The 26,515-nt window shown below is 67.7% G+C and carries 26 protein-coding genes; 14 read left to right on the forward strand and 12 right to left on the reverse strand.

What is annotated here, in order from left to right:
• Window positions 1–150: 150 nt before the first annotated feature.
• Window positions 151–1,611, forward strand: coding sequence for an MFS transporter (locus BCO18175_RS11020; protein ID WP_174980655.1), 1,461 nt, complete (start codon window positions 151–153; stop codon window positions 1,609–1,611).
• A 76-nt stretch (window positions 1,612–1,687) separates the two neighbouring features.
• Here BCO18175_RS11020 and BCO18175_RS11025 read toward each other — a convergent pair whose 3' ends face one another.
• Both BCO18175_RS11025 and BCO18175_RS11030 read right to left on the reverse strand, forming a co-directional pair.
• Window positions 1,688–1,885 carry an oxidoreductase-like domain-containing protein gene (locus tag BCO18175_RS11025; protein ID WP_174980656.1) on the reverse strand — a complete coding sequence of 66 codons (198 nt, stop codon included), beginning with the start codon at window positions 1,883–1,885 and terminating at the stop codon, window positions 1,688–1,690.
• 73 nt (window positions 1,886–1,958) lie between these two features.
• Window positions 1,959–2,969 carry a choloylglycine hydrolase family protein gene (locus tag BCO18175_RS11030; protein WP_174980657.1) on the reverse strand — a complete coding sequence of 337 codons (1,011 nt, stop codon included), beginning with the start codon at window positions 2,967–2,969 and terminating at the stop codon, window positions 1,959–1,961.
• 333 nt (window positions 2,970–3,302) lie between these two features.
• On the opposite strand from BCO18175_RS11030, the gene BCO18175_RS11035 reads away from it, so the two are divergent.
• Window positions 3,303–3,725, forward strand: coding sequence for a RidA family protein (locus BCO18175_RS11035; protein WP_174980658.1), 423 nt, complete (start codon window positions 3,303–3,305; stop codon window positions 3,723–3,725).
• Window positions 3,726–3,804: 79 nt separating this feature from the next.
• Here the strand turns inward: BCO18175_RS11035 and creD are convergent, their stop codons facing one another.
• From creD to BCO18175_RS11060, 5 genes are all read right to left on the reverse strand, one after another.
• On the reverse strand, window positions 3,805–5,196 hold the full coding sequence (gene creD / locus BCO18175_RS11040) for a cell envelope integrity protein CreD (protein WP_174980659.1): 1,392 nt from the start codon (window positions 5,194–5,196) through the stop codon (window positions 3,805–3,807).
• Window positions 5,197–5,300: 104 nt separating this feature from the next.
• Window positions 5,301–6,752: a two-component system sensor histidine kinase CreC gene (gene creC / locus BCO18175_RS11045; protein ID WP_174980660.1), complete on the reverse strand. Its 1,452-nt coding sequence runs from the start codon at window positions 6,750–6,752 to the stop codon at window positions 5,301–5,303.
• 15 nt (window positions 6,753–6,767) lie between these two features.
• On the reverse strand, window positions 6,768–7,478 hold the full coding sequence (gene creB, locus BCO18175_RS11050; RefSeq protein ID WP_174980661.1) for a two-component system response regulator CreB: 711 nt from the start codon (window positions 7,476–7,478) through the stop codon (window positions 6,768–6,770).
• 78 nt (window positions 7,479–7,556) lie between these two features.
• Window positions 7,557–8,270, reverse strand: coding sequence for an SDR family NAD(P)-dependent oxidoreductase (locus BCO18175_RS11055; RefSeq protein WP_174970346.1), 714 nt, complete (start codon window positions 8,268–8,270; stop codon window positions 7,557–7,559).
• Window positions 8,271–8,376: 106 nt separating this feature from the next.
• Window positions 8,377–9,285 (reverse strand): sterol desaturase family protein, encoded by a 909-nt coding sequence (locus BCO18175_RS11060; RefSeq protein ID WP_174980662.1) that lies wholly within the window; start codon window positions 9,283–9,285, stop codon window positions 8,377–8,379.
• Window positions 9,286–10,258: 973 nt separating this feature from the next.
• On the opposite strand from BCO18175_RS11060, the gene BCO18175_RS11065 reads away from it, so the two are divergent.
• From BCO18175_RS11065 to BCO18175_RS11095, 7 genes are all read left to right on the forward strand, one after another.
• Window positions 10,259–11,338: a hypothetical protein gene (locus BCO18175_RS11065; RefSeq protein ID WP_174980663.1), complete on the forward strand. Its 1,080-nt coding sequence runs from the start codon at window positions 10,259–10,261 to the stop codon at window positions 11,336–11,338.
• Window positions 11,339–11,432: 94 nt separating this feature from the next.
• Entirely contained in the window at window positions 11,433–11,738 is a 306-nt protein-coding gene (locus tag BCO18175_RS11070; RefSeq protein WP_122947597.1) for an EF-hand domain-containing protein, read from the forward strand.
• Window positions 11,739–11,781: 43 nt separating this feature from the next.
• A complete protein-coding gene (locus BCO18175_RS11075) occupies window positions 11,782–12,495 on the forward strand; it encodes a response regulator (RefSeq protein ID WP_174914961.1) in 714 nt (237 codons plus the stop codon).
• Window positions 12,495–13,841 (forward strand): ATP-binding protein, encoded by a 1,347-nt coding sequence (locus tag BCO18175_RS11080; RefSeq protein ID WP_174980664.1) that lies wholly within the window; start codon window positions 12,495–12,497, stop codon window positions 13,839–13,841. Before BCO18175_RS11075 ends, BCO18175_RS11080 begins: the two co-directional genes overlap by 1 nt.
• 500 nt (window positions 13,842–14,341) lie before the next feature.
• Window positions 14,342–15,109 carry a DUF4410 domain-containing protein gene (locus BCO18175_RS11085; RefSeq protein WP_174980665.1) on the forward strand — a complete coding sequence of 256 codons (768 nt, stop codon included), beginning with the start codon at window positions 14,342–14,344 and terminating at the stop codon, window positions 15,107–15,109.
• A 159-nt stretch (window positions 15,110–15,268) separates the two neighbouring features.
• Window positions 15,269–15,961 (forward strand): dihydrodipicolinate reductase, encoded by a 693-nt coding sequence (locus BCO18175_RS11090; RefSeq protein WP_174980667.1) that lies wholly within the window; start codon window positions 15,269–15,271, stop codon window positions 15,959–15,961.
• A gap of 355 nt (window positions 15,962–16,316) precedes the next feature.
• Window positions 16,317–16,799 carry a cupin domain-containing protein gene (locus tag BCO18175_RS11095; RefSeq protein ID WP_174980669.1) on the forward strand — a complete coding sequence of 161 codons (483 nt, stop codon included), beginning with the start codon at window positions 16,317–16,319 and terminating at the stop codon, window positions 16,797–16,799.
• Between the two features lie 103 nt (window positions 16,800–16,902).
• On the opposite strand, the gene BCO18175_RS11100 is transcribed toward BCO18175_RS11095, so the two are convergent.
• Window positions 16,903–17,712 carry an SDR family oxidoreductase gene (locus tag BCO18175_RS11100; protein WP_174980671.1) on the reverse strand — a complete coding sequence of 270 codons (810 nt, stop codon included), beginning with the start codon at window positions 17,710–17,712 and terminating at the stop codon, window positions 16,903–16,905.
• Entirely contained in the window at window positions 17,709–18,542 is an 834-nt protein-coding gene (locus tag BCO18175_RS11105; RefSeq protein WP_174981395.1) for a molybdenum cofactor biosynthesis F family protein, read from the reverse strand. Before BCO18175_RS11105 ends, BCO18175_RS11100 begins: the two co-directional genes overlap by 4 nt.
• A 170-nt stretch (window positions 18,543–18,712) precedes the next feature.
• On the opposite strand from BCO18175_RS11105, the gene BCO18175_RS11110 reads away from it, so the two are divergent.
• The 3 genes from BCO18175_RS11110 (at window position 18,713) to BCO18175_RS11120 (ending at window position 21,420) form a co-directional block, all read left to right on the forward strand.
• A complete protein-coding gene (locus BCO18175_RS11110) occupies window positions 18,713–19,507 on the forward strand; it encodes an AraC family transcriptional regulator (protein ID WP_174980673.1) in 795 nt (264 codons plus the stop codon).
• Between the two features lie 195 nt (window positions 19,508–19,702).
• Window positions 19,703–20,671, forward strand: coding sequence for a DMT family transporter (locus tag BCO18175_RS11115; RefSeq protein ID WP_254608041.1), 969 nt, complete (start codon window positions 19,703–19,705; stop codon window positions 20,669–20,671).
• Between the two features lie 200 nt (window positions 20,672–20,871).
• Window positions 20,872–21,420 carry a permease gene (locus tag BCO18175_RS11120; RefSeq protein WP_174970336.1) on the forward strand — a complete coding sequence of 183 codons (549 nt, stop codon included), beginning with the start codon at window positions 20,872–20,874 and terminating at the stop codon, window positions 21,418–21,420.
• 97 nt (window positions 21,421–21,517) lie between these two features.
• On the opposite strand, the gene BCO18175_RS11125 is transcribed toward BCO18175_RS11120, so the two are convergent.
• A complete protein-coding gene (locus tag BCO18175_RS11125) occupies window positions 21,518–21,652 on the reverse strand; it encodes an entericidin A/B family lipoprotein (protein WP_009688930.1) in 135 nt (44 codons plus the stop codon).
• A gap of 233 nt (window positions 21,653–21,885) precedes the next feature.
• Between BCO18175_RS11125 and BCO18175_RS11130 the strand changes: the two genes are divergently transcribed.
• Window positions 21,886–23,181 carry an aspartate carbamoyltransferase gene (locus tag BCO18175_RS11130; RefSeq protein WP_174980677.1) on the forward strand — a complete coding sequence of 432 codons (1,296 nt, stop codon included), beginning with the start codon at window positions 21,886–21,888 and terminating at the stop codon, window positions 23,179–23,181.
• 113 nt (window positions 23,182–23,294) lie between these two features.
• On the opposite strand, the gene BCO18175_RS11135 is transcribed toward BCO18175_RS11130, so the two are convergent.
• Window positions 23,295–23,714, reverse strand: a complete 420-nt coding sequence (locus BCO18175_RS11135; RefSeq protein ID WP_174980679.1) for a type II toxin-antitoxin system VapC family toxin — start codon at window positions 23,712–23,714, stop codon at window positions 23,295–23,297.
• Window positions 23,711–23,950, reverse strand: a complete 240-nt coding sequence (locus BCO18175_RS11140) for a FitA-like ribbon-helix-helix domain-containing protein (RefSeq protein WP_174914983.1) — start codon at window positions 23,948–23,950, stop codon at window positions 23,711–23,713. The genes BCO18175_RS11135 and BCO18175_RS11140 overlap by 4 nt, the downstream gene beginning before the upstream one ends.
• 321 nt (window positions 23,951–24,271) lie before the next feature.
• Between BCO18175_RS11140 and BCO18175_RS11145 the strand changes: the two genes are divergently transcribed.
• Window positions 24,272–26,515 (forward strand): TonB-dependent receptor, encoded by a 2,244-nt coding sequence (locus BCO18175_RS11145; protein WP_174980681.1) that lies wholly within the window; start codon window positions 24,272–24,274, stop codon window positions 26,513–26,515.

The raw sequence follows: 26,515 nt of genomic DNA on the forward strand, positions 1-26,515 counted from the left end.
ATAACCCGATGGATGCTACCACCAATTCCCGCTTTTCCGATTCATTGACACCACCCAGAATGGGGGTCAATCGCCCGTCCACGGCCGAACCGGCGCTTCCTGCGTCGCGTCCGGCGTGAATGTGGCACTCATTCTTTCGGACCTGCTTCCATGACGAACGACACCCTTGCCCCCTGCGTGCCGGCCGGCCCGGCCGCCGCGGCGGCGCCGCGCAGCCACCACGGCTGGGCGCTGGTGGTCCTGCTGGTTGGCGCGATTTTGCCGCCGCTCGACTACTTCATTGTGAATCTCGCGCTGCCGGCCATCCGCGACGGCATCGGCGCGCGCCCGGCCGAGCTGCAGCTGGTCGTGTCGGCCTACGCGTGCGCGAATGCCGTCGTGCAGATCACCGGCGGCCGGCTCGGCGACCTGTACGGCCGCAAGCGCATGTTCATGATCGGGATGGCCGGCTTCGTCGTCGCGTCGACGCTGTGCGGGCTCGCCGGCAGCGGCGCGGTGCTGGTCGGCGGCCGCGTGCTGCAGGGCCTGTTCGCCGCGATCCTCGCACCGCAGGTGCTCGCGACGATCCGCAGCGTGTTCAGCCCGCAGGAGCAGGTGCGCGTGATGGGCTTCTACGGTTTCGTGTTCGGCCTCGCGGCCGTGATCGGCCAGCTCGGCGGCGGCGCGTTGATCAGCCTGCATCCGTTCGGGCTCGGCTGGCGCGCGATCTTCCTCGTCAACCTGCCGATCGGCATCCTGGCGCTGATCGGCAGCTGGCGCTTCATCCCGGAAAGCCGGCCGCCGAAAGGCCAGCGCATCGACGTCCCCGGCATGGCGCTGCTGTCGCTGTTCCTGCTGATGCTCGTCTACCCGCTCACGCACGGGCGCGAGGCCGGCTGGCCGCTGTGGATGGTCGCGTGCCTCGTCGGCGCGCTGCCGATGCTCGGTGCGCTGCTGGCGGTCGAGGCGCGCCGCCTCGCGAGCGGCCACGATCCGCTGCTCGACGTGCGCCTGTTCCGCAATCCCGTCGTCGCGCTCGGGCTCGTGCTGGCGTTCCTGTTCTATACGCTGAGCGCGTTCTTCCTGAGCTACGGGATCTACCTGCAGGGCTGCCTGAACTGGTCGCCGCTCGCGTCGGGGCTCGCGATCCTGCCGCTCGGGCTCGGCTTCCTGTCGAGCCCGCTGCTGATGCCGCGACTCGTCGCCCGGTTCGACGGCTATCGCGTGCTCACGCTCGGTTTCGCGATGCTCGCGGCCGGCGTCGCGACGGCCGCCGCGCTGGCTGGCGCGGCAGCACCGGGCCCCGGCTTCTACGCGGGGATCGCGGCGATCGGGATCGGCCAGGGCCTCGTGCTGCCGTCGGTCGTGCGGATCGTGCTCGCGGAAGTCGACACGGCGCGCGCGGGGGTCGCATCCGGCATGGTCACCGCGATGCTGCAGATCGGCGCGGCGGTCGGCGCGGCCACGCTCGGCGGCGTGTTCTTCGCCCGGCTCGGCGCGCATCCGGCCGCGCTCGATTATGTTCAGGGCTTCAGGACGTCGATGTTCGCGCTGACGGTCGTGCTGCTCGTGTGCGTGGCGCTGTCGGCAATGCTCGGGCCGCTGCATCGGCGGCTGCATGCAGGCACGTAAGCGGGACGGGAATCGTGGCGACGGCAGGGGTCTGACGCGGAAACGGTGCAGATGTAGCGACTCGCCTAGCGCCGGCTTATGCGTGATGCTTGCGTTGCGCCTGACGCGCTTCCCATTCGGCCAGCTCGACGCGATAGCGCGCGAGTGCTTCGTCGTAGAGATCGAAGACGCACGGCGAACAGCCGCTGTTGCAGCAGTCTTCCAGTTCGGGTTGGATGGGCGGGGTCGGACGGGGATCGTCGACGGACGGATCCCCGGAAGATTGGTTCGGCACGGCGTGGTCCGGTGAAGTAAGACGATCAGTATAGGTCGATCCGGGCCACCGCCGCTTCCAGCAGGCCGAACGGCTAGACGATTGTCAGTTCGATGTGCATCGGCGACGCGACCGTCGACACCGTCGACGTCGCCAGGTCGATCACACGCATCACCGTATCGTCATACGTCCGGAAGTAATACTTGCGCGCCTCCAGGTCGGCGATCGTGGTCCACTGCGTGTATTCGTAGACCGGCGTGTCGTGATCGACTTCCTCCTTGATCCACCCTTTCGGAATGTCGAACGTATTGATGATGTGTTCGGCCAGCCGGATCGCGTCGGCGCCGCTATGCGGATTTTCTGCGTACGTCGCGTACCCGACCGCGCGCACGAAACGCGACGCCGGCGTGATGTCGCCGGGCAGGCCCAGCATCCCGTAGCCCTGGCCATACGCCTTGAGCTTCACGTGTTTCGCGTCGCGCGACAGCGACAGCGTCCTGCTCGATGGCGTGACGCGCGACAGGTTCAGGTAGTTGTGCAGGTTGGTGCAATGCCAGTCGAACGGCGGCGAGTTGGTCATCACGCCGAGCGGGTTGTCGTGGACACGCAGTTCGCCGCCGACCGGCTCGACGACGAGCGATGCGCCGCTCGCGTCATGCAGCGTGTAATGCAAGGGCGGCGCGCCGTCGAATGCGGGGTGCGGGATATCGGCGACGACGATGCCGTCGAGCGCCTGCTTGACGTCGCTCACGCTGTCGAAGCCGGTCAGCGCCCAGGTGAGGAAATCCCACGGCGCCAACGCGCGCGCCGTGTTCTCCGGTGTCAGCGCCGGATACTCGGCGAACTCCGGGAAGTAGAGCATCCCGCCGGCCAGCCCCGCCTCGTTGATGCCGTCCACCAGGATCGGCATCTTCAGCCCGTTCATCCCGATCGCCTTGTACTTCGTCGTCCAGCTCTTGCCCTGCTTGCCGAGCGGCGGCGACGCGTACAGCGTCTTGCCGGCCTCGATGACGATCGGGACCGAACCCAGATCCTCTGCGAACTCCATGGTTCTGCCATAGACGACGTGCTCATCCAGCGTGCGGATCACAAAACTCGTACACATGTTGTTTTCCTTGTTTTGACGAGAAGCAATAGCAGGCGCGTGATCGGCCCGCCCCTCGGACCATGCGCGTCCCCGACCGCGGAATGCGCGTGTGAATCATATCGGTGCAGACGTGCTCCAGGCTCGAATCCCCGCAGAATTACTGCTACGTCAACAGTCGAATCGATTCACACCGCGAAAGAAAAAATATCGCCGCCCGGGAGCCGCCCGATCGGGACAGGCGGTTCGCACCGGCCGCAGGGAGCGCGAAAGCGAACGCATCCATAATGGCGAGACGATCGACGACATCAATCCGCTGTGCCCGACCCATTCACGCCACACAGGAGCTGCGTCATGGCCGAAGCCGTGAATCCACCGGAAGTCTGGGCGCCGTTCGGCGCGTTCTCGATGGCCGTGATCCAGGGTGATGGCCGGATCGTGCATCTGAAGGGGCAAGTGGCGCTCGACCGCGACGGCCAGGTGGTCGGCCACGGTGACATGCGCACGCAGGTGCGCCAGACGCTCGACAACATCCGCGCCGTGCTCACGACGATGGGCGGGCAGATGCAGGACGTGATCTCGCTCGTTCACTACGCGACCGACATCGATGCCTTCATGCAGGCCGGCGACATCCGCAAGACGTATTTCGCCGAGCCTTATCCCGTGACGACGACCGTCCAGGTCGAGCGTCTTTACCATCCCGATCTGCTGATCGAGATCACCGCTGTGGCTGAAATTCCGCTGGCGCGGTTTCGCCGGCCTGCATCGCGCGCGTAAATCAGCGATGCGGCGCCGCGCCTTATGACGCGCCGGCCGTAGCATTCCCGACCGGCGCGCCTGCCCAAAACCCACCCGCTTACTTCACCTGCGCGCCCGGCTTCACGGCCCCCGCGCCCACCTTGTCGGCCAGCGGCTGCCACGCGGCACCGAGCGAATACCAGTCGACGCGGCGCGTGAGCGTCATGATGCCGGCAAGGATCGCGAACAGCAGCAGCGAACCGAGCATCAGCGCGTTGTCTTCCGACAGCAGCAACCCGTAGAGTGCCGCGTACAGCACCGCGAGCAGCGCCGCGAACACCGCGCCGCGCTTCACGCTGTGCAGCACGAACGACAGGTAGAAGGCGAGCAGCCCGATGCATGCACCGCTCGCCGCGAGATACGCATACGCGAACCTGATGTGTTCGGACAGGCTCAGCAGCAGCAGGAAGAACAACGCGAGCGACAGGCCGACCAGCGTGTACTGGATCGGGTGAATGCGCAGCCGCTTCACGAGCTCGTACATGAAGAAGCTCGCGAACGTGAGCATCACGAACAGCGCGCCGTACTTCGTCGCGCGTTCGGCCTGCAGGTAGACGTTCACAGGTTCGATCACCGACACCGACGCCATTTCGATCGCGCCTTCCCCGTCGCCGGATGCGATCTGCTCGCGCGCCTTCGTGTTGAACGACGTCACGCGCCAGTTGCCGGTGAAGCCGTGCGCATCGACCGTGCGGTTGTTCGGCAGGAACGCGCCGTCGAAACTCGGATGCGGCCACGACGATTTCAGCGAGAAATCGTTCTGGTCGCCCACCGGCGCGAACGCGACGGAATCCGCGCCGCGCAGCGGCAGGTCGATGCTGAACGGCACGGCCGCCCCCGCGCTTGCATCCGCCAGCGCCGCGAGATCGACGTTCGCGTGCACGCCCTGGCGCAGGCTGGCCAGCCGCGTGCCCTGCTCGACGTCGAAGCGCGCGCCGCCGATGCGCAGGTCGGGCTGCGCGGTCAGCCCGCGGATGTCGCCGATGCCGATCGCGACATAAGCGTCGTCGACCTTGAAGCTCACGTGGCCGTCCGCCTGCGGCAGCTTCTTCAGGTCCGGCAACGGCAGCGTGCCGGACATCCTGCTTGCCAGCTCGTAGACCAGCGCCTTGTGGATGCCACGATAGCGGACGCTGGTCGTCAGCGTGCCGTCGACGTTCAGCGTCTTCGGAAACACGAGCAGGCGCTTCGTCTCGCTTCGCAGGCTCGTCTTGGCCGCGCCTCGTGGCGGCGAATCGTCACGCACGCGCGTGACTTCCGTGTAATGCACGACGAGCACCGGCCCCGCCACCGTCTGCGGCCCCGCATAGCTCGACCAGATGCTCTGCAGCGCATCCCTGCGATACGCGGAACGTTCCTGCACGATGCTTTGCACCATCTGCAGCGGGATCAGGATCAGCAGCGCGAGAAACGCGGTGATCGCGAATTTGAACAACAGGACTCGATTCATGGCCGACAAGTACCGGAGTAAAAGGGTACGGTCAGCATGAGCGGCCCCGGTGAAGGGCGATTGAAGCCGGCGTGAAGTGAATGTGTGGCGAACGTGAAGCGCGGTCAGCCGGCCGACGGCAGCGTGAGCGTCGCGCACGCGCCGCCTTCGTCGCGGTTCGCGAGCGCGACCTGGCCTCGGTGCAGCATCGCGACTTCGCGGACGAAACACAGCCCGAGGCCCGTGCTGCGATCCTGCCCGTCGGGGCGCGGCAGCGAATAGAAGCGCTCGAACACGCGCGCCAGTGCGTAGTCGGGCACGCCGGGGCCGTCGTCGGTCACGCGCACGACGGCGACGTGCGCCCTGCCCGCCGGCTGCCGCTCGAGCGTGATCCGGATCGTGCTGCCTTGCGGTGCGAAATCCAGCGCGTTGTCGAGCAGGTTGCCGAGCGCCTGGCGCAGCAGGAACGGATCGCCTTCGACGACCGCAGGGTCGGCCGGGTCGTGCGCGTCGATCGACAGGTTCACGCCGCGCTGCCGCGCGCGCGGCTCGATATCGTCGACGAGCTGCTCGAGCACCGGCCGCAGCGCGACCGGTTCGCGCACCGACAGGCGCTGCTTCTGCTCGACTTCGGCAAGCGCGAGCAGCTTGCGGATCATCAGTTCGAGGCGGCCGGCCTGGCGGCGGATGTTCTCGGTGAAACGCCGCCGGTTCGCAACCGGCATGTCTTCCTGCAGCAGTTCGGCCGCGCCGCTGATCGCCGCCAACGGGCTTTTCATCTCGTGTGTGAGCGTGTGGATGTAGGTTTCGACGTACTGCCGGTCCTCCAGCCGCTGATGCATGCTTTCCACCGCGCGCCCGAGCTCGGCCAGCTCGCTCGCGCCCTGCAGCGGCATGTCGGCCCGCTCGCCCGCCGCGATCGCGCGCGCATAGCGCTGCAGGCGCCGCAGCCCGACCACCAGCCACCACGTGCAGGCCACGCCGATCAGGATCGCGCCGCCCATCAGCAGCGCACCGTACAGCATGATCTTGCGCTGGCTGCGCGCGATGAACGGCGCGACCGTCTGGTTCGGCTTCGCGATCGTCAGCACGCCGATGATCTCGTTGCCGCGCCGGATCGGCGCCGCCACGTGCATCACGGTGCTGCTGTCGTCGTTCGGATCGCTGCGCGTGCTGCGCGCGCCGTACTCGCCGCGCAGCGTCCGATACACGTCGTTCCAGCGCGAATAGTCCTGCCCGACCGCGCGGCCGGACGAGTCGTAGCGCACGATGCCGTGTGCATCGGTGATGTAGAGACGGTAGCCGATCGCGTTCTTTTGCACGCCCCACACGTTCGCGCTGACCGGGTGTTCGTGCAGATTCGAGAGCTGCCGCGCGAACGCGCCGTTGGCGATATGGCCGTTCGCCATGTCGTCGGCGGCCAGCGTCGCGAGCACTTGTGCGGTATCGACGAGCGTATCCTCCATCGCCTCGCGCACGCCGGGCTTCACTTCCTGCACGAACACGCGCAGCGTGATCAGCGCGGCCAGGCCGACGATCAGGAAAAAGCCGAAGAAGATGCGCAGGCCGATATGCATGGGCGGTGCCGGTCGTTACGGTTGCAGCGAATAACCCATCCCGCGATGCGTGCGGATCGGGTCGCGCTCGGGGTCGATCGCGCGCAGCTTCGCGCGCAGCGTCTTGATGTGCGTGTCGACCGTGCGGTCGGCCGAATCGAATGCCTCGTGCCACACGAGGTCCATCAATTGCTCGCGCGAATAGATACGCCCCGGATGCCGGACCAGCAGCGCCAGCAGCCCGAATTCGTAGCGCGTGAGGTCGAGTGCGTGCCCGAGCCACGACACGCGCGCGCCATCGGTATCGAGCGTGAAACCCGGTGCGATCGTCTCGGCTGGCGCCGGCGCGGGCGCGGGTGTCGCTTCGGGTGCGGCCGTCCGGTAGAAACGCCGCAGGATCACGCGCACCCGCGCCGCCAGCTCGCGCGGCGAAAACGGCTTGACCACGTAATCGTCGGCACCGATTTCGAGCCCGACGATCCGGTCGATTTCATCGTGCCGCGCAGTGAGGAAGATCACCGGCACGTCGGAGAACGTACGAAGCCGCCGGCACACCTCGAAGCCGCTGAGATCCGGCAGGCCGACGTCGAGCACGACGAGATCGAAGCGCGTGTCGCGCAGATGGTCGAGCGCCGCCTGCCCGAGCGTGCAGTGGACGGTCTGCATGCCGTCGGTGCCGAGGGCGTAGATGATCGTGTCCGCGATCGCCACTTCATCTTCGACGATCAGGATATTGGGTTGATGCATGGTCTCAGGCTGGGCTCGCGCAATCCGGTGCGACATTGTACGCACGGCCGGCCGCGGCGCGAGCCCCTGCCCGTCGTGCTATGCCACGCGGCCGGTCACCGGAATCGACGCGCCGGTGATCGCCTGCGCGTCGGCCGACAGCAGGAAGCCGATCGTCGCCGCGATCTGCTCCGGCCGCACCCAGCGCGTGAAATCCGCGTCAGGCATGTCCGCGCGGTTCGGCGGCGTATCGATGATGCTCGGCAGGATCGCGTTCACCGTCACGCCGCGGTCGAGCAGTTCGGCCGCCAGCGCCTCGGTGAGCCGCGCGACGCCGGCCTTCGCGGCCGCGTACGCGCCCATCCCCGTGCCGGCCTTGAACGCCGCGCCCGCGCCGATGTTGACGATGCGCCCGGACGGGTTCGCCAGCAGGTGCGGTAGTGCGGCCTTCGACGCGTTCAGCGCGGTCTTCACGTTCAATTCGTACATGCGGTCCCACGTGGCGGCATCGCCGTCGGCGATCGTCTGCCACACGAACGCACCCGCGATGTTCAGCAGCGCATCGACCCGGCCGAATTCGCGCTGCACGGTATCGAGCGCCTGCGCGGCGGCCTGCGGATCGACGAGATCGATGCCGCCGATGCGCAATGCATCAGCCGGCACGCCGGGCAGCGCCTGCGCCGCCGGGGCCGCGCCGCGGCCGATCAGCGCGACGCGCGCGCCGCGCTCGCCGAGCCACGCGGCTGTCGCGACGCCCAGATGACCGAATCCGCCGGTGATCGCGACTGCCTTGCCTTTGAAATCGTGTTCCATCGATGTTTTCTCCTGGATCGAGGGTTGCTTGATGATGCGTGTCGAATGAGTCATGCCGGCCGCGGCATGCATGCGCGGCCGGCAATTTGCCACAGCGTAGCGCCGTTCACGCATCCGTGCGCACCGCGACGAGGCTGCGACGGCGCAGTTCCTCCGTCGTTTCGCCCTGGTTGTCCGGGCGCCAGCCCGGCGGCAGCAGTACGAAGCGGATCGCGGTCCACACGTCGCGGGCCGTTGCGACGTCGCGGGCGAGGCTCGCCCAGTGCTCGAGCTCGACGACGAACGGATTGCGCGAGCGGGTCGGCGTGACGAGGCCGAAACGGCACGGCTCGTCGGCGCGCTCGGCGACATAGGTGCCGAACAGCCGGTCGAACACGACCAGCACGCCACCGTAGTTCGCATCGAGATAGTCGAGATTCGACGCGTGGTGCACGCGGTGCGCGGACGGCGTATTGAACACATATTCGAACCAGCCGAGCTTCGGCATCCACGTGTTGTGCAGCCAGAACTGGTACAACAGGTTGAACGACAGGATCGCGAGCACGGCTTCCGGACGCACGCCGAGCCACACGAGCGGCGTGAAGAACATCGCGGCGCCGGCGATCTTGCCAGTCCAGCCGAGGCGAAATGCGGACGACAGCGTCAACTGGTTCGGCGAATGGTGCACCGCATGGGTCGACCAGAAGAAGCGCACGCGGTGCGACGCGCGGTGATACCAGTAGTAGCAGAACTCCTGGCCGACGAACACGAGCAGCGCGAGCGCAACGCTGTGGAGCGGGATCGTGAAGAGCCGGTGCGCCCACGCGAGGTCGAACAGCGGCGTGGCGAGCGACAGCGGCACCAGCGCGAGCAGCTTGCGGCCCGCAAGATCGGCGAGCGACAGCCACACCTCGTTCCAGTCGAACGGTTCGGGCCCGCGGGCGCGGCGCCAGGTGAGCACGGCCGCCTCGACGAGCGAGACGGCGACGATGAAGAGCGTCACGTAGTACGCGAGCTTTCCTGTAGTGGTGAGCATGATGGGCCTTTCCTCCGGTTGAGTCGGACGCGTCATCGGCTGCACGGGCTGCCATCGCGTCGAATGGAACGCACTGTAGTGGGCGGGGAACGGAAAGGCCACGCGGGAAATATGTCGCCGTATGTCGTGGGGAGAGGTGATCGGGGTGTGCGTGGCGGGCGCGGACGCTTGTGGGCTGGAGCCGGGCTGGTTTGTTGATGCGCGTATGTGTGTCCGGCGGGAAATGTGTCGCCGCATGTCGCGGGGGAAGGTGTTCAGGTGGTGCGTGGCGGGCGCGGGCGCTTGTGGGCTGGAGCCGCGCCGGGTTGGGGCTGCGTGTACGTGTCTACGCGGCGAATTTGTTTCCGCATGCCGAGGGGAAGGCGTTCAGGTGATGCATGGCGAACGCGGGCGCTTGTGGACTGGAGCGTGGCTGGCTCGTGGCTGCGGGTATATATGTCCGCGGAAAATGTGTCGCCCGTGACGAAGCCGGTCGACGGGGTACACAACATGACATTGGCCGACGGATAAGCTCTACGCGACCTATGAACACTGTCGTTACCGATCGGAAGGAAGCCGATTCCTCGGACGGTATGCGACAGCGGCGCCCCGTTACGGAGAAGCCCGTTCCAGTCGCATGTGGCGTACTGCATGCGTTCAATTCGCGTGATGCGGCTCGACACGAAACACGCGTGAATCGGCCGGCAAATATGTCGCCGCATGTCGGCGCGACACATTTTCGCGCTGCGCACGACACGTTCCGCACCCTCGCCGCGGCACGCTGCCCGCACGCGATCGCATCGCCGTCCGCCTTGCCCCGCGCGGCATGCCCGCGATCGGCGCGGACGGCGCACGCATTCGTCGTACCGCGAAACCGCACGGCACGTGTAACACCGCGACATCTTTTATGACGCGACGGGCGCGCGTCATCGCCCTAAAGTTCGTCCGGTCGCCACGCCACTGCGTGCACCGAAACGAACCGCAAGGACACCCGATGAAAACCCGCTTCCTCGTCACCGCCGTCGCACTCACCCTCACCTGCGCGCCGGCCTTCGCCGGCTGGGCCGGCCACGGCACCGCGTACACGCCGCGCGGCACCTACAACGGCGCGCACGCCGGCTCGTGCGGCGGCGGCAGCTGCTCGCATGCAGGTGGCGTGATCGGCCCCGGCGGCGGTATCGCGACCAACACGGGCACCGTCACGCGCACCGCGCCCGGCCAGTTCTCCAACAGCGGCACGGCCGTCGGCCCGAACGGGCGCTCGGTCCAGCACAGCGGCGACACGAGCTGCGCGGACGGCACCTGCTCGCACACCGGTTCAATGACGGGCTCGGACGGCCACAGCGCAACAACGTCGGGCAGCGTGACGCGCAACGGCCCGGGCCAGTATTCGTCGAGCGGCACGATCACGGGCTCGAACGGCAACACGGCCAGCCATACGGCGTCGACGAATTGCGCGGGCTCGACCTGCTCGCGTTCGGGCACCGTGACGGGCACCGACGGCGGAACCGTCACGCATTCCGGCAGCGCGACGCGCGTGGCGCCGGGTGTCGTGACGACGTCGGGCGGCTCGACGATCGTCCACGGCGGCACGGTCTCGACCGGTGGCACGACCGTGATCCACGGCAGCACGGCGGCAGGCGGCGCGGTCGTCGTGGCCGGCGGGACGGTGCCGGTTCCTGTCCCGGTGCCGGTGCCCGTGGTGGCGCCTTCGGCGGCCGCGGTGGTCGTGACGGCCCCGACGCCCGCTACCACGGTCGCTGTCGCGGCACCTGCACCGGCCGCCGTCGTGGTCACGCCCCCGCCGCCCGTGCCGGCCGCCGTCATCGTCACGCCGCCGCCCCCGCCGAAGGTCGTGCGTGTTGCGCCGCCGAAGGCTGTCGTCGTCACGCCCGCGCCGCGCGTCGTCTACGTCGCACCGCCGCCGCCGAAGGTCCTGTACCTCGCGCCGCCGCTGCCGCGCTCCGTGTACGTCGCCCCGCGCGCCGTGTATGTCGCTCACCCGCCGCGCGCCGTCATCTGGGTGCCCGCCCACTGGGCCGGCCGCGTGTGGGTGCCCGCGCACTGGGCATGACCCGGCGCCGCTTCGTTTAACCCAGTTTCGTTTTCCATCCGTTTCATCAACCACCCGGCCGGCGCAGACCGCTGGCCACGCAAGGAGAAACCCCATGAAGTCCATCAAGAAGATGATTGCCGTCGTCGTTTTGTGTATCGTCTCAGCAGCAGCGTCGGCCCAGCAGGTGCCGCCCGGCGCGGCGAACGGCGGTGCACGCGTCGAACGTGCGCTGATGCAGTTGCAGACCCGCTTCGCCAGCGCGAACACGACGCACGACGGCAAGCTCACCCGCGAACAGGCCGCCGCGGGCATGCCGATGGTCGCGCAGCATTTCGACGAAATCGATACGCAGCACAACGGCTACGTCACGCTCGAGCAGCTCGCCGGTTTCATGCGCCAGCGCATGGCGGCCCGTTGAACCCGCACGAGAATCCGGCCGCGCACGCACCGGGAGGCAAGCGATGGAACAGTCCTGCAGGATCGTCGTGCTCGACGATGAAGCCGAGTTGCGCAACATGCTGCAGCGCTTCCTGACCGGCCACGGCTTCCAGGTCCGCGCGGTCGCCGACGGCAAGCGGCTCGACCGCCTGCTGCAGCGCGAACCGTACGACCTGCTGGTGCTCGACCTGATGATGGAGCCCGAGGACGGCCTGAGCGTGTGCCGGCGCCTGCGCGCCGAAGGCCAGACGCTGCCGATCCTGATGCTCACCGCGAAAGGCGACGCCGCGGACAAGGTCGTCGGCCTCGAGACGGGCGCCGACGACTACCTGGCGAAGCCGTTTCTCCCCGACGAACTCGTGGCCCGCGTCCGCGCGCTGCTGCGACGGCAGAAGATGGCGGCCGGCGAACCGACGGTCACGTCGCAACAGTTGCGTTTCGGTGCATTCACGTTCGACGTCGGCCAGCAGACGCTGATGCGCGACGGCACGCCGGTCGAGATCCATTCGGCGCAGATGCTGCTGTTGCACGCGCTCGGCTCGTCGCCGAACCGCGCGGTGAGCCGCGAGAACCTGCTCGCCCGCGCACGCGGACGCGACCATGCCGCACTCGACCGCAGCGTCGACGTGCAGATCCTGCGGCTGCGCCAGATCGTCGAGGACGATCCCGGCAAACCGCGCTTCATCAAGACCGTCTGGGGCATCGGCTACATGCTCGTGGCCGGCATCGAGCCGTGATGCGCATCCCGCTGCCGCGCTCGCTGCTCGCGCGCAACATCGCGCTGCTGGTGGCGCTCGTCGCACTGTCGCTCGCCTGTTCGCTCACCGTGCTGCTGCACTACGTGCAGCGCCCGCGCATCGAGCGGGCCTCGATCATCTTTTCCGACTACGTGCAATTGCTCGACCGTACGCTGGCCGGCATGCCGCCCGATGCGGGCCGCGCGGTCATCGCGCAGTTCGGCGGCCAGGCCGCGCCGCCGCCCGCCGTGTCGCCGCATGCACCGACCCTGGCGGCCTTCTTCCGCACCTGGCAGCGCGACGTATTCGTGCAGGCGCTCGAACGCCATCTGCCGCCAGATCTTCCGGCGCGCTGGCAATCGGGCGACGACGAGCGCCTGTGGATCCGCCTGCATGCGGCCGGCTCGCCTGTCTGGGTGCCGCTGCCGATGGCCGCCGACGCGCAGGCGAGCGGCATCACGACGGCGCTCGTGCTGTCGATCGGACTGGCGCTGCTCGCGGCGCTGACCGGCTACCTGATCCAGCTCCACCTGAACCGGCCGCTCGACGCACTGGCGCGCGCGGCGCAGCGCGTCAGCGCGGGCGAGCGCCCGCCGCCGCTACCCACCGACGGCCCGACCGAAATCGCCGACGTGAGCCGCGCGTTCAACCAGATGGCCGACGCGCTGCAACAGGCGGAAGCGACCCGCTCGCTGATGCTGGCCGGCGTGTCGCACGACATCCGCACGCCGCTCACCAAGCTGCGCCTGGCGATCGCGATGGCGCTGCCGCGTGGCACGCACGACGCGCTCACCACGTCGACCGAGCATTACCTCGATCAGATCGATACGATCCTGCAGCAATTCATGGACTACGCGGGCAGCGGCGAGCGCGAAACGCCGCAAACCGGCGACTTGAATGCGCTGATCGGGCAGCTCGTCGCGGATTTCGCGGGGCTCGGCCACGAATTCGACTTCGACGAAGGCGAGGTGCCCGCGTTCGCATTCCGTCCGATCAGCCTGATGCGGCTGCTGATGAACCTGATGCAGAACGCGGTCGTCTATGGCCGGACGGGGCTCAGCGTGCGCACGTGGACCGAACGCGGCATCGCGTATGCAGTGGTCAGCGATCGCGGCAACGGGATCGGCGCGGCCGAACTCGAACGGCTCAAGGCGCCGTTCAGCCGGGGGGCGAACGCACGCAGTCATGCGGGCGGTACTGGCCTCGGCCTCGCGATCGTCGAGCGGATCGCCCGCCTGCACGGCGGCTCGCTGACGTTCCGCGACCGCGATGGCGGCGGGCTGGAGGCCGTCGTCGCGTTGCCGCTCGATTCGTCGGGGGCGGTGCGGCGGTCGCTGACGGGCTGACGGGCTGACGGGGTGTTTGCCTGTCAGCCTGCCTTAATGTCTGACAGTTCGCGGGTCTGCCTGTCTGCCTGTCTGCCTGTCTGCCTGTCTGCATGTCTGCATGTCTGCATGTCTGCATGTCTGCATGTCTGCATGTCTGCATGTCTGCATGCCTGCCCGTCTGCCCGTCTGCCCGTCTGCCCGTCTGCATGTCTGCATGTCTGCATGTCTGCATGTCTGCATGTCTGCATGTCTGCATGTCTGCATGTCTGCATGCCTGCATGCCTGCATGCCTGCATGCCTGCATGCCTGCCGTGCGCATCCTCACTCAGCCGCACATGACATGCGCCGACATAATTCCTGCGTGGCGCAGCACGCCCGACCTCCGCATACTTGCGCCTGCGTGTTGCGCAACGGCATGAAACCTCTCCCCAGCCAGCGATCACGCCCCGCTTCCGATCGTTCGCGTTCCTGAATGCCGCGACAGTATCGGCAACTTCATCCAGGCCACGGAGATCGACATGTTTTCTTCCCTTCACGCACTTGCTGCCCACGCCAAACGTCTGACCAGTGTCGCGCTGATCGCCGGCACACTCGCGATGACCGGCTGCGCATCGACCGCGACTACGGCCATGACCGCGGCGCCGGCAGCCCGCACGCAGACGCAGGTTCGCGCGGACGTCGTCTATGTGTCAGCGTTCGACGTGGACACGACCGACGTCAAGGTCGACGGCGGGATGATCAGCAAACTCGCGACGCTCGCAAGCAGTTCGTCCGCCGACGCGCAGCGCCAGCAGAGCGCGCTGAAGACCCGCGAGCAGCTCGCCGACGCACTCGTGCGCGAACTCCGGTCACAAGGCATCCCCGCGCTGCGCGGCCCGGTGCCCGACGGACGCGACGCGCTGGTCGTCGAAGGCCGGTTCGAGTCGATCGACGCCGGCAACCGCCGCCGCCGCACGCTGATCGGGCTCGGCGCGGGCAAGAGCGAAGTGAAGGCATCGGTCACCGTGCTGTTCCAGCCGGCGCATGGTGCGCCGCAGCCGCTCGGCACGTTCTCGTCCAGCGCGAACAGCGGCCACCTGCCCGGCATGGTGGAAACCGCCGGGGTCGGCGCGGCGGCCGGCCGCCTCGCGACGTCGGCAGCGGTTGGCGCCGGCCTGCATGGCGTATCGGAAGTGAAGCACGACACAGTGGCGTCCGATACGGACCGCCTCGCGCGCTCGATCGCGAAGCAACTCGCAACGCAGAATGCGGCAAATGCATGGCTGCCGACCGTGTCGGCAAGCTGACGCACCGGGCCTCCGGCCGCGAGGCCCGGTGGGCACGCAGGCGAGCGGCCGGGCATAATGCGCGAGGCCGGTCCGGCGCCGCCCGCCGCGACCGTGCCGCCCCACCCGATGGCCCGCGCCATCCCCGTCCCGAATCCTGAACCTCAACCCGTCAACTCAATGCAAGTACTCGTCGTAGGAACCGGCAAGCTGGCCAGCGAGCTGCTCGACGCGCACCGGCTCGATCCGGCAACCTGTCGCGTGATCCCCTGGTCCGACAACGCGCGCGACGATGCGCAGCGTAGCGACACCAGAACGATCGTCGTGCATGCCGGTTCCGGCCGCGAACTCCCCGACGTCATCGCGTTCTGCGAGGCCACCGCATCGCCGCTCGTCGAGCTGTCCACCGGCTCCGAACTCGAAACCGGCTCGCATGCTTTCCCGATCGTGCTGTGCCCGAACACGAACATCCTGATGCTCAAGTTCATGAGCATGCTGGAAACCAGCGGTCACCTGTTTCATGACTGCCTGATCAGCCTGACCGAGTCGCACCAGGCCGGCAAGACGTCCGTCCCCGGCACGGCCGTCGGGATCGGCCAGTCGCTCGGCGTGCGGCCGGAAGACATCCGCTCCGTGCGCGACCCGGACGTGCAGCGCAGCGAATTCGCGGTCGCCGACGATCAGCTCGGCCGCCACGCGATTCACCGGATACGCATCGACGACGGTGCGTGCAGCCTGCAGTTCGAATCGCGCGTGGTGGGCGCGACGCCTTACGCGGACGGTGTATCGCGCATCGTCGACGCCGTTCGGCAGCACGATCTCGAGCACCGCCGCTATTCGATCGTCGAGTTCATCCGCAACGGCTGGCTGTAGTCGCGGCGATACGCGGCGAGCGGCACGCGCGCGTCGCGTCGCAGACGCTTTTAGCGCAACGCAAGAAGGGGTTAGGTGCCGATTTCCGTGGATATCGTCGATCGCGCGATCCGCGACATCCGGGCCACCGTGAATCTCGCCGCCCGGCACCTGACGTCCCGCATGGCCGGCGGTCAAGATCACGCCAGCCGGCTTCGCCGCCACGGCCGCTCGGGAAATTCGACGAGCAATCGTCCTTCTGCATTCGCTGGTAAGTTATCGGGCGAGATCCATTCGCCGGGATGGGGCGCGAGTCACCGCTCACACCGGCGCTTGAACCGCTACCATCGACATCCGCCCGACAGGAGCCCAACCGATGACCCGCCCCGATTTCATCAAGCACTGGACCGAGCTCGAAGAGCCGGAAGCGCACTGCTATCGCGGCGACACCGAGCCGATGGCGCTGGATGCACCGCTTTCCGCCGCGCTCGGCATCACGCGTATCGGCATTCATCACGTGAGGCTTCTGCCGGGCCGTCGGACGTCCTATCCGCATGCCGAAAGCACCGAGCAGGAATTCGTGTACGTGCTCGAAGGCAAGCCCGATGTCTGGATCGACGGCGTGCTTTACCCCGTTGCAGAAGGCGATTCCGTCGCGTTCCCGGCGGGCACCGGCATCTGCCACACCTTCATCAACAACACGGAGGACGAAGTCCGGCTGATGGTGATCGGTGAACGTCCGCGCGACGACAACCGCATTCGCTACCCGATGAACGAGGCGTATGAGCTGACCCGCGCGGACCGCTGGGTGGACTGGCCCGCCAGACCGCTCGGTGACCATGACGGGATGCCGGACTGACGCCTGCGCCGTTGCCCCCGACGGAACACGCCGACCCAGCCGCGCGAGCTCGCAGCAGGCCGCCGGGACCACCCTGTTCCGCCGGCCGTTACCCGGTCCCCCTTCACTCGCCCCCAAGCACCGCCCCGCTCTCGGGCAGCGTCGCACCGCCATCGACGACGATCGTCTGCCCCGTGATGTACGCGGCATCGGCCGACGCGAGAAACAGCATCGCGTTCGCGATATCTTCCGGCTCGCCCATCCGCGCGAGCGGAATGTCGCGCGCGATCTGCGCCGCGACCGATGCGTCGCCGAGATTGCCGGCCGCCGGCGTGCGGATCATGCCCGGCTCGACACCGTTGACCGTCACGTTGCGGCGCGCGAGTTCCAGCGCCGCCGCGCGAATGAAGCCGTTCACGCCGGCCTTCGACGCCGCGTAATGCGCGAGCCCCGGATACACGACACGCGGCCCCGTCACCGACGACGTGACGAGCAACCGCCCCGCTCCCGCGCGTTCGAATGCCGGCAACGCGGCCTGCGCGAGCCAGAACAGCGCCGACAGATTGACCGACAGCGTCCGGTCGAGCGTCGGCTCGTCGATCTGCGTGAACGGCGTCAGCGGAAAGTACGCGGCATTGTGGACGACCACATCGAGCCGGCCGCCGTCGCGCTCGACCGCCGCGACCAGCGCGAACAGGTCGTCACGGCTGGCGGCGTCCACCCGGTAGGCGCGCGCCTCGCCGCCCGTGCTCGCGAGCGCATCGGCCTGCGCGGCGGCGGCCTCGCCGTTCAGGTCGGCCAGCGCGACGAACGCGTCGGATTCCGCGAAACGGTGTGCGATCGCCGCGCCGATCCCCTGCGCGGCGCCCGTGACGAGCACGACGCGCCCGCTGAAATCCGCACGCAGGCGGCCACTGCCCGGCACGGCATTCATCGCTGCGCCTCGCCGTCGAGCGGATGCACGGTGTCGTTCAGCACCTGCGCATGAGCGCCGATCGGGAAGTTCGACAGCGTGCCGAAATCGCCGCCCTGATAACCGAAGATCTTGCCGTCGGTCTTGCGCTGCGCGAGGTCGATCAGCACGACGCCGAGCGTCGGCACCACCTTTTCGCGCCACACGAACAGATACAGCTCGTCTGCAATCCTGAAGTAATGGCAGCGATCGACATCGGCCAGCCCGCCTTCGACACCCTGCAGGCACTGCCATGCGTAGAAATTCTCGTTCAGGTAGATGTGCTCGTAGCATTCGGTCGGGCTGTAGCGGTACATCGTGCGCTTGCCGATCAGCTCGCGCGTGGGCCCGTGCAGCGGCCCCGGCTGCGTGTGGCCGCCGAGCGTGCCGTGCCGGAACTCGGCCTCGACGCCCGTCAGCGGCAGTCCGCGCGCAACCCGCGTGAACGCGTCGATGCGCGTGTCGGCTTCGGTCGGCAGCGTGCCGACCACCGACGTCCAGACGCCGTTGTCGAAATCGATCACGAGACTGACCGACGTCGCGCGTGCGGCCGAATCGATGTAGTCGACGAAGTACAGCCCGTCGCGCAGCCGCGTCACGCGGCACGGCTCGCGGCCGCCCGTGTCGGTTGCCGCGTCGCGCCACTGCAGCGCGCCGGGCTCGAACGTATAGACGCGCCACGCGCCGGATGCGTCGCCGAGCGCAATCGTACGCCCGGCGAGCGCGTCGACGGATGCGAGGATGTTCGCTTCCGGCGCGAAGCCGTCCGCGAGCGCGCCAACCTGAATGAATACCGGATCCTGTCGTTCCACCTGCCGTCTCCCGCGCAGCTTCAGGCCCGGCGGGCCGTGTACGCTGCTCATGTGCACATGGTGCGGGCTGCGCGCGCCGCGCGGTATCGGCCAAAAGGATGAAGGGCGCGCGGTGCCGGAACGCGCTAAAGTGCACGAAATCCGCGCCGCGACCGGCGCGAGGAGCGCACATGCACCGCGTCACCCATTACCGACGGACCGGCGAAGGCATCGAGGCAATCAGCCTCGAATCCGACCGCGCGTTTCCGCGCCACGCGCACGACGAATTCGGGGTCGGCGTGATCGTCAGCGGCGCGCACCGGTCGTGGAGCGGCCGCGGGCAGGTCGACGCGCTGGCCGGCGACGCGATCATGGTCAACCCGGGCGAGATGCACGACGGCTCGCCGATCGAGGCCGGCACGGGCCGGCACTGGCGGATGCTGTACCTCGCGCCCGCGCTGATCGCGGGCGTCGCGGCGGAAGAAGGCCTCGGCGGCGTCGAACTGGCGCACCCGGCGGTACGCGACGCGCGGCTCACGGCCGCCGTCGGCCGGCTGCATGCACGCATCGTCGCGGGTGAATCCCAGCCGCTCGCCCGCGACGAGGCGCTCGTGATGCTCGTCGCCGGGCTGCTCGCACGGCACGCAAACCGCGCGCTGCCGGTGGCGGGCGTCGCACCGGCAATCCGTATCGCCCGGGAGCGGCTCGACGGGGCGCCGGCCGCCCCCGTTTCGCTCACCGAACTGGCCGACCTGAGCGGCGTCAGCCGCTTCCAGCTGCTGCGCGGGTTTGCCCGTGAACTCGGCATCACGCCGCACGCCTACCTGATCCAGTCGCGTGCGCGGTTGGCGCGCGCGCTGCTGGCCAGCGGCCTGCCGATCGCCGATGCCGCGGCCGAAGCCGGCTTTGCCGACCAGAGCCATTTGACGCGTGCGTTCGCGCGCCAGTTCGGGATCACGCCGGGGCGGTTCACGCAGGCCGTTTGACGCCGCCGCCATCCCGCGGGACGCGCCGCCACGCACACCGACCTCGAAGGCAGCGGCCACATCGACAGCAGCGGTAACTGTCGCCCGCCCCCTTGGCACAAGCATGCCGAGTCGCGCGCTCCGTATTCGACACCCCCGCGCGCGCTGCAATTTCGTTCAAGACGCCCACGGCCGCCGTACGCGACGATGCGGCGCATGAAGACACGACTGATTGGCTATCTCTATCTCGCCGCCGCGATGGCGGGCGTCGGCAGCACCGTCATCGCGAGCCGTCTCGCGGCGGGCGGCCTGCCACCGTTCGCGGCCACGGCGCTGCGCTTCCTGATCGCGACGCCGCTGCTGTTCGCGCTGATGCGCGCGCAGCGCATGCGCTGGCCACGCATCTCCCCGGGTGACGCCGTGCTGCTCGTCATCCAGGCGGCGGCAGGCGGTGTCGGTTATACGGTCCTGCTGATCTGCGGCACGACGCTGTCGTCGCCGCTCGATGCGGGCGTGATGCTCGGCACGCTGCCCGCGATGTCGACGCTGATCGCGGCCGTCGTGCTGCGCGAGCGGCAGACGCCGCGCGACTGGGTGGCCGCCGCGCTCGCAACGGCCGGCGTGCTGTTCGTCACGTTCGCGCCCGGCCAGGCGCTGCCGTCGCTCCGCACGCTTGCCGGCGATGCGCTGGTGCTGGCCGCCGTCGCGTGCGAAGCCGTATTCATCCTGCTCAACCGGCGGCTGGCCGCACCATTGCCGCCGCTGGCGCTTTCCACCGCGATGTCGGGCCTCGGCTTCGTGCTCGCACTCGTGCCGGCCGCGTTCGAATGGCACGCGGTGGCAACCGGCTGGACCGTCGGCGCCGTGTCGGCGATCGCCTACTACGCGCTGGTGCCGACCGTGCTCGGCTACCTGTGCTGGTATGCGGGTTCGGCGCGCACGAGCGGCACCGAGGCCGCGCTGTTCACGGCGGTCGCGCCGGTCTCGGCCGTGCTGTTCGCGGTCGCGCTGTTCGGCGAAACGCTCAACGGCACGCGGGTCGCGGGCATCGCGTTGGTCGTCGCCGGCATGGTCGTCGGCGCGACGCGGCGGCGCGAACCGCCAGCCGAAGCACGCGATGCGCACCCGGCGAATCCGGCTCGGCAGGCCAGCCCCGAGCCCGCCGCGCAGACCGCCGCCGACTGACTCGCGCTCATCGCCACGTTGCGAAAACGGCGGCGGCTCCGCCCCGCCGCCTGGCCTGTCGATCCCCGCATTCCCGCCACGCGGCCGGCAACTGTAGGAATGTGTCCGCGCGCCGCAAAACCGTTGCGCACCACCCCGCAAGATGCAATATTCGCGTGGCCGGGACCTTTGACAACCATCGAACAACAATCCGCCACGCAATGAACAGGAAGGAAGCCAAAACAAGAATCGCGGTGCTGCTGTCCGCGGGAACGAGGAAGGCCGACGCGCTGGCCGAACTGTCCGGACAGGGACTCAAGGATCGCGTGCTCGCGCACCTGATCGCGTCGCGCCCCGATCCCGAACGCTGCCGCAAGAACAAGCTGCACATCCGGATCCTGGTCGCGCTCGGCATCGCCCAGCTCGCGATCAGCCTCGTGCTCGCGTACTACTTCTTCGCAACAGGCGCCGGCAACGGCCTCGTGCTGGTGTTCCTCGCGTTGACGGTGCCGCTGTCGCTGCTGTTCATCTGGGGCTTTGCGACCAATCGTGTCGGCGCGTATCACGCGTTCATCGTGCTGTCGCTGTTACAGGTGCCGAAGACCATCGCCGAGCTCGGACGCGATCCGTCAACCGCGCTGCCGAGCCTCGCGATCACGGTCCTGCTGGTGGGCTACGTGTGGTTCGTCCGCAACCGCGTGTTCCCCGACTACGGCTGGTTCACGCCGCGCAAGGTCGAAGGCCGTTACGCGTTCGTCGAGCACGCCTGACGCTACTGGCTTCAGACGCCGGCCGCAAAAAAAGGCGCCGGACCGCCCCGCAATCGCGGGACGGCCCGGCGCCTTCTGCATTCCGGAACCGGTCGGCTTACTTCGCCTTTTCAGCCGTATCGCTGATCGCCTGGCCGCCCTTCGAAATGTCCTGCCCCATGCCGGCGACCGTGTTGCAACCGGCGAGCGCGGCGGTCACCACCAGCAGCATTGCAGCAATCGTACGCGTCATTCTCATTCTCCTTCGAATCAACAAGCCCGACGGGCGAATCGTATGCGGCGTGGCGCCCGGCAAGATGCAGGGCACGGGGCCTGACCTGATTATACGGAGACGGCCGCCGCGCGCCAGTACGAACCCGCCGCATGTCACACGGGCCACACAGCTGGCTCGCGCAGATTTTCCTTGACTTCAACGCGCCAGGAACTAATATACGCACCGCGTATATTTTTCGTCAGGAGCCGCCGATGACCGTTCCCCAGCAAGCCTTCCTCCGCGACGCCATGCGCCGCCTCAACATGACCCGCGAAGCGTTCGCCAATCGCATCGGCGTCAGCCGGCGCGCGCTAGATACCTGGCTGTTGCCCGACGACTCGCAGGAATCGCGCGGGATGCCCGAGATCGTCGAGCGCTTCGTGTCGGAAATCGTCGAGCGCTCGGTACCGGAAGGCGGCGGATATACGCAAAGCGTAGATAATCAGGGGCTCGCCAAGCAGTTCTTTTTCGAAGGCAAGCCGCAACTGCTGTCGGTCGACCAGTTCTCGCGCGAATCGGTCGAAGCGTTGTTCCGCGTGGCCGACGTGATGCAACCGATCGCGCGCCGCCACAAGATTTCGCGCGTGCTGGAAGGCGCGGTGCTCGGCAACCTGTTCTTCGAGGCCAGCACGCGTACGCGCGTGTCGTTCGGCGCGGCCTTCTGCCGGCTCGGCGGCTCGGTGTGCGACACGACGGGCTTCACGTTCTCTTCGATGGCCAAGGGCGAATCGATCTACGACACGAGCCGCGTGATGGCCGGCTACGTCGACGCGCTCGTGATCCGCCATCCGGAGAAAGGCTCGGTGGCCGAGTTCGCGCGCGCGACCAACCTGCCCGTGATCAACGGCGGCGACGGCCCAGGCGAGCACCCGAGCCAGGCGCTGCTCGATCTCTATACGATTCAGCGCGAGTTCTCGCGGCTCGGCAAGATCGTCGACGGTGCGCACATCGCGCTGGTCGGCGACCTCAAGTACGGCCGCACCGTGCACTCCCTCGTCAAGCTGCTCGCGCTGTACCGCGGGCTCAAGTTCACGCTCGTGTCGCCGCCGACGCTCGAGATGCCGGCCCACATCGTCGACCAGATCGCGACGAACGGCCATGTGATCGAGCAGACGACGGACCTCGCGGCCGGCCTGCGCGGCGCGGACGTCGTCTATGCGACGCGGATCCAGAAGGAGCGCTTCACCGACGAGTCGTTCGAAGGCTACACGCCGGATTTCCAGATCAACCAGGCGCTCGTCGATACGGTGTGCAAACCGGACACGCTGATCATGCACCCGCTGCCGCGCGACAGCCGGCCCGGCGCGAACGACCTGTCGGTAGACCTGAACCGCGACCCGCGCCTCGCGATCTTCCGCCAGACCGACAACGGCATTCCGGTGCGGATGGCGATCTTCGCGGTACTGCTCGGCGTCGAGAACCTCGTCCAGCATTCAATGCGCGACGCGACGTGGCGCCCGCCGGCGTATCTCGGGCCGGAGGATGCGGTGTTTCACGGGGTCGATTGAGAAGGAACAGCAGGGGGCGCACTAGTCAGGCGCCGCTACGCTCAGCGAAAAGCGCGCCGGACAACCCGGCGCGCTTTATTTTTTCGCGCGATGAACAAGTGAGCAATCGGCGCCTAGGACGCCCACGGATCGATCACCCGCAAGCCGACCGCCGTGAATGGCGCGACGTCGCGCGTCGCAATGATCAACCCGTTCGCCTCGGCCGTCGCGGCGATAAAGACATCGGCGGGTGCGATCGCGCTGCCTGACGCACGCGCACGCGCTCGAATGCCCGCATACGCTTTGCTCGCCGCATCGTCGAACGGCAGGATCCGGCCGCGAAACAGCGGCACCACGCGCTGCTCGATGCTTTGATGCAGCCAGTCGCGCCTGCGCCCTTCCGGCAACGCCGCCACGCCAAAGCGCATTTCGGCGAGGCTGATCGCAGCAAGAAACAGCGTTTCGACGTTCTGGGCATCGAGCCACTCGATCACGGCCGCGCTCGGCTCGCGCCGCAGCGGCTCGGACATCACTGTCGTATCGACAAGGATCATTCGAAGCTCAGCGGGTCGGTTGGCGTCTTGTCGCGTTGAACGTCGAAATCGACACCGCCCGCCTCCCGTCCGATTTCTGCCAGCAGCGTCCCCAGCTTGAGCCGCCCACCCGGCAGAACGGCCTGCTCGAGGATGTCTCGCACCTCTGCTTCGGTGCTGCGCCCATGCTGGGCCGCACGAATCCGAAGCGCGCGGTGCACTTCGTCGGGCAGATTTCGAACGGTAATCACGGGCATGATGCACCTCACCATATTTGCTTTCAATGCTGTCATATTAGCACCTTGATGTCATGGCGGGCGATCCGCAACAGACCCACTCTAACCCGCCCGACACGCCCGCCACACCTGGCCTTTCGGCCATCAACCCTGCCCCGCAAGCCCCTCAACCACCCCGTCACATTCGTCAACAATTTCCCAACAAACGAGAACACGAACGCTTCTCATTTAACAGAAAATTACATAGAATGCCGCCTGAAAACAAATCGTAATAATTCCCGACGGCATGCACATTTCCGCAGCGCAGCGCCCCGGGGCCACACCGCGAGGTCGAAGCGCACCATGAAGTCACGTTCCGACGAGCTGAAGCTCGGCAAATTCACCACCCTGTGCAGCGTGCTCGCCGCGAGCCCCGCGTTCGCGGCGGACGGCACGCCGCCGCCCGCCCCGGCCAGCACCGAAGGCCATCTCGCGCCGATCGAGGTCCAGGGCAAGGCCGAGCACAGCTACAAGGCCGACTTCTCCGCTTCCGCGAAATTCACCGCGCCGCTCGTCGACACGCCGAAATCCGTCACCGTGATCCCGCAGGAGCTGATCCAGAACAGCGGCGCGTCGACGCTGACCGAAGCACTGCGCACCGTGCCCGGCATCACGTTCGGCGCCGGCGAAGGCGGCAATCCGCTCGGCGATCGTCCGTTCATCCGCGGCTACGACACGCAGGGCAGCATGTTCGTCGACGGCATGCGCGACACGGGCGCCACGACCCGCGAAATCTTCAACACCGAGCGCATCGAGATCACCAAGGGTTCCGACGGCGCGTACGGCGGCCGCGGCGGCGCGGGCGGCAGCATCAACCTGATCACGAAGGCCCCGCACCTCGGCACCACCGCCGCCGCGAGCGCGGGCCTCGGCACTGACCGCTATCGCCGCTTCACGGCCGACGGCAACTGGCAGTTCGCCGATCACGCCGCGTTCCGCCTGAACCTGATGAGCCACAACAACGACATCGCCGGCCGCGACGCGGTCAACAACGAGCGCTGGGGCGTCGCGCCGTCGATCGCGTTCGGCCTCGGCACGGCGACGCGCGTGACCGCGAGCTATTACCACCTGTCGACGGACGACATGCCCGACGGCGGCATCCCGTACTTCTACGGCTTCAACCTCCCGAAAGGCGTCGCCACCGACGGCCCGGCGCCCGTCGACCGCCACAACTTCTACGGCCTGACCAACCGCGACTTCCGCAAGACCACGTCGGACATCAGCACGCTCAAGATCGAGCACGACATCACGTCGTCGCTGACGATCCGCAACACCACGCGCTACACGGAATCGACGCAGGACTACATCTGGACGCAGCCCGACGACAGCCAGGGCAACGTGGTCAACGGCAAGGTCTGGCGGCGTGCGAACACGCGCAACAGCTCGATCAACAGCATCGCGAACCAGACCGAGCTGTTCGGCGAATTCCGCACCGGCCCGTTCAAGCACAGCTTCACGACCGGCATCGAGCTGTCGCGCGAATGGGGCAAGCGCGACACGTACAACGTCGCCACCGCGAACGGCAAGATCTGCCAGAACGGCATCGGCGCGGCATCGGGCTACAACTGCACGAGCCTGTGGTCGCCGAATCCCAACGATCCGTGGGCCGGCTCGATCACGCGCAACAACGACTATGCGCATGCCCGCACCGTGACGAAGTCGATCTACGGCTTCGACACGATCGAGATCACGCCGCGCTGGCAGGTCAACGGTGGCGTGCGCATCGACGACTACTCGACCCGCTTCACCGACACCAAGGCCAACGGCGGCAAGACCACGACGCGTGACGACACCCTCGTGAACTGGCAGGCCGGCCTCGTGTTCAAGCCCGCGCAGAACGGCAGCATCTATGCGTCGTACGCGACGTCGTCGACGCCGGCCGGCATGATGCTCGGCGAAGGCAGCGAAACGCAGTCGCTCACGCCGGGCCGCGGCGGCGTCGGCTCGAACGCCGATCAGCTGTCGCCGGAAAAGAACCGCAGCATCGAGCTCGGCACGAAGTGGAACGTACTGAACGACAAGCTCGCGCTGACCGCCGCGCTGTTCCAGATCGACACGACGAACGCACGCGTGACGCTGCCGAACAACCAGTACGCGATGGTCGGCAACAAGCGCGTGCAGGGGCTCGAGCTCGGCGTCGCAGGCCAGATCACGAAGCAGTGGCAGCTGTTCGGCGGCTACACGTACATGAAGAGCGAGCTGCGCGACAACGGCAAGGACACGGCGAACAACGGCAACCGCTTCCCGAACACGCCGAAGCACAGCTTCACGATGTGGTCGAACTACGACGTGACGCCGAAGTTCACCGTCGGCGGCGGCGCGTTCTACATGTCGCAGGTGTTCGGCGATACCGCGAACCAGCACGCGGTGCCGTCGTACTGGCGCTTCGATGCCATGGCGCAGTACCGCATCAACAAGAAGCTCGACCTGCAGCTGAACGTGAACAACCTGTTCAACCGCACCTACTTCGATCAGGCGTATCCGGCGCACTACGCGTCGATCGCACCGGGCCGCTCGGCGTTCGTCACGCTGAACGCGCGCTACTGA

It is taken from the genome of Burkholderia lata, assembly GCF_902499335.1.
Classification (GTDB): domain Bacteria; phylum Pseudomonadota; class Gammaproteobacteria; order Burkholderiales; family Burkholderiaceae; genus Burkholderia; species Burkholderia lata_B.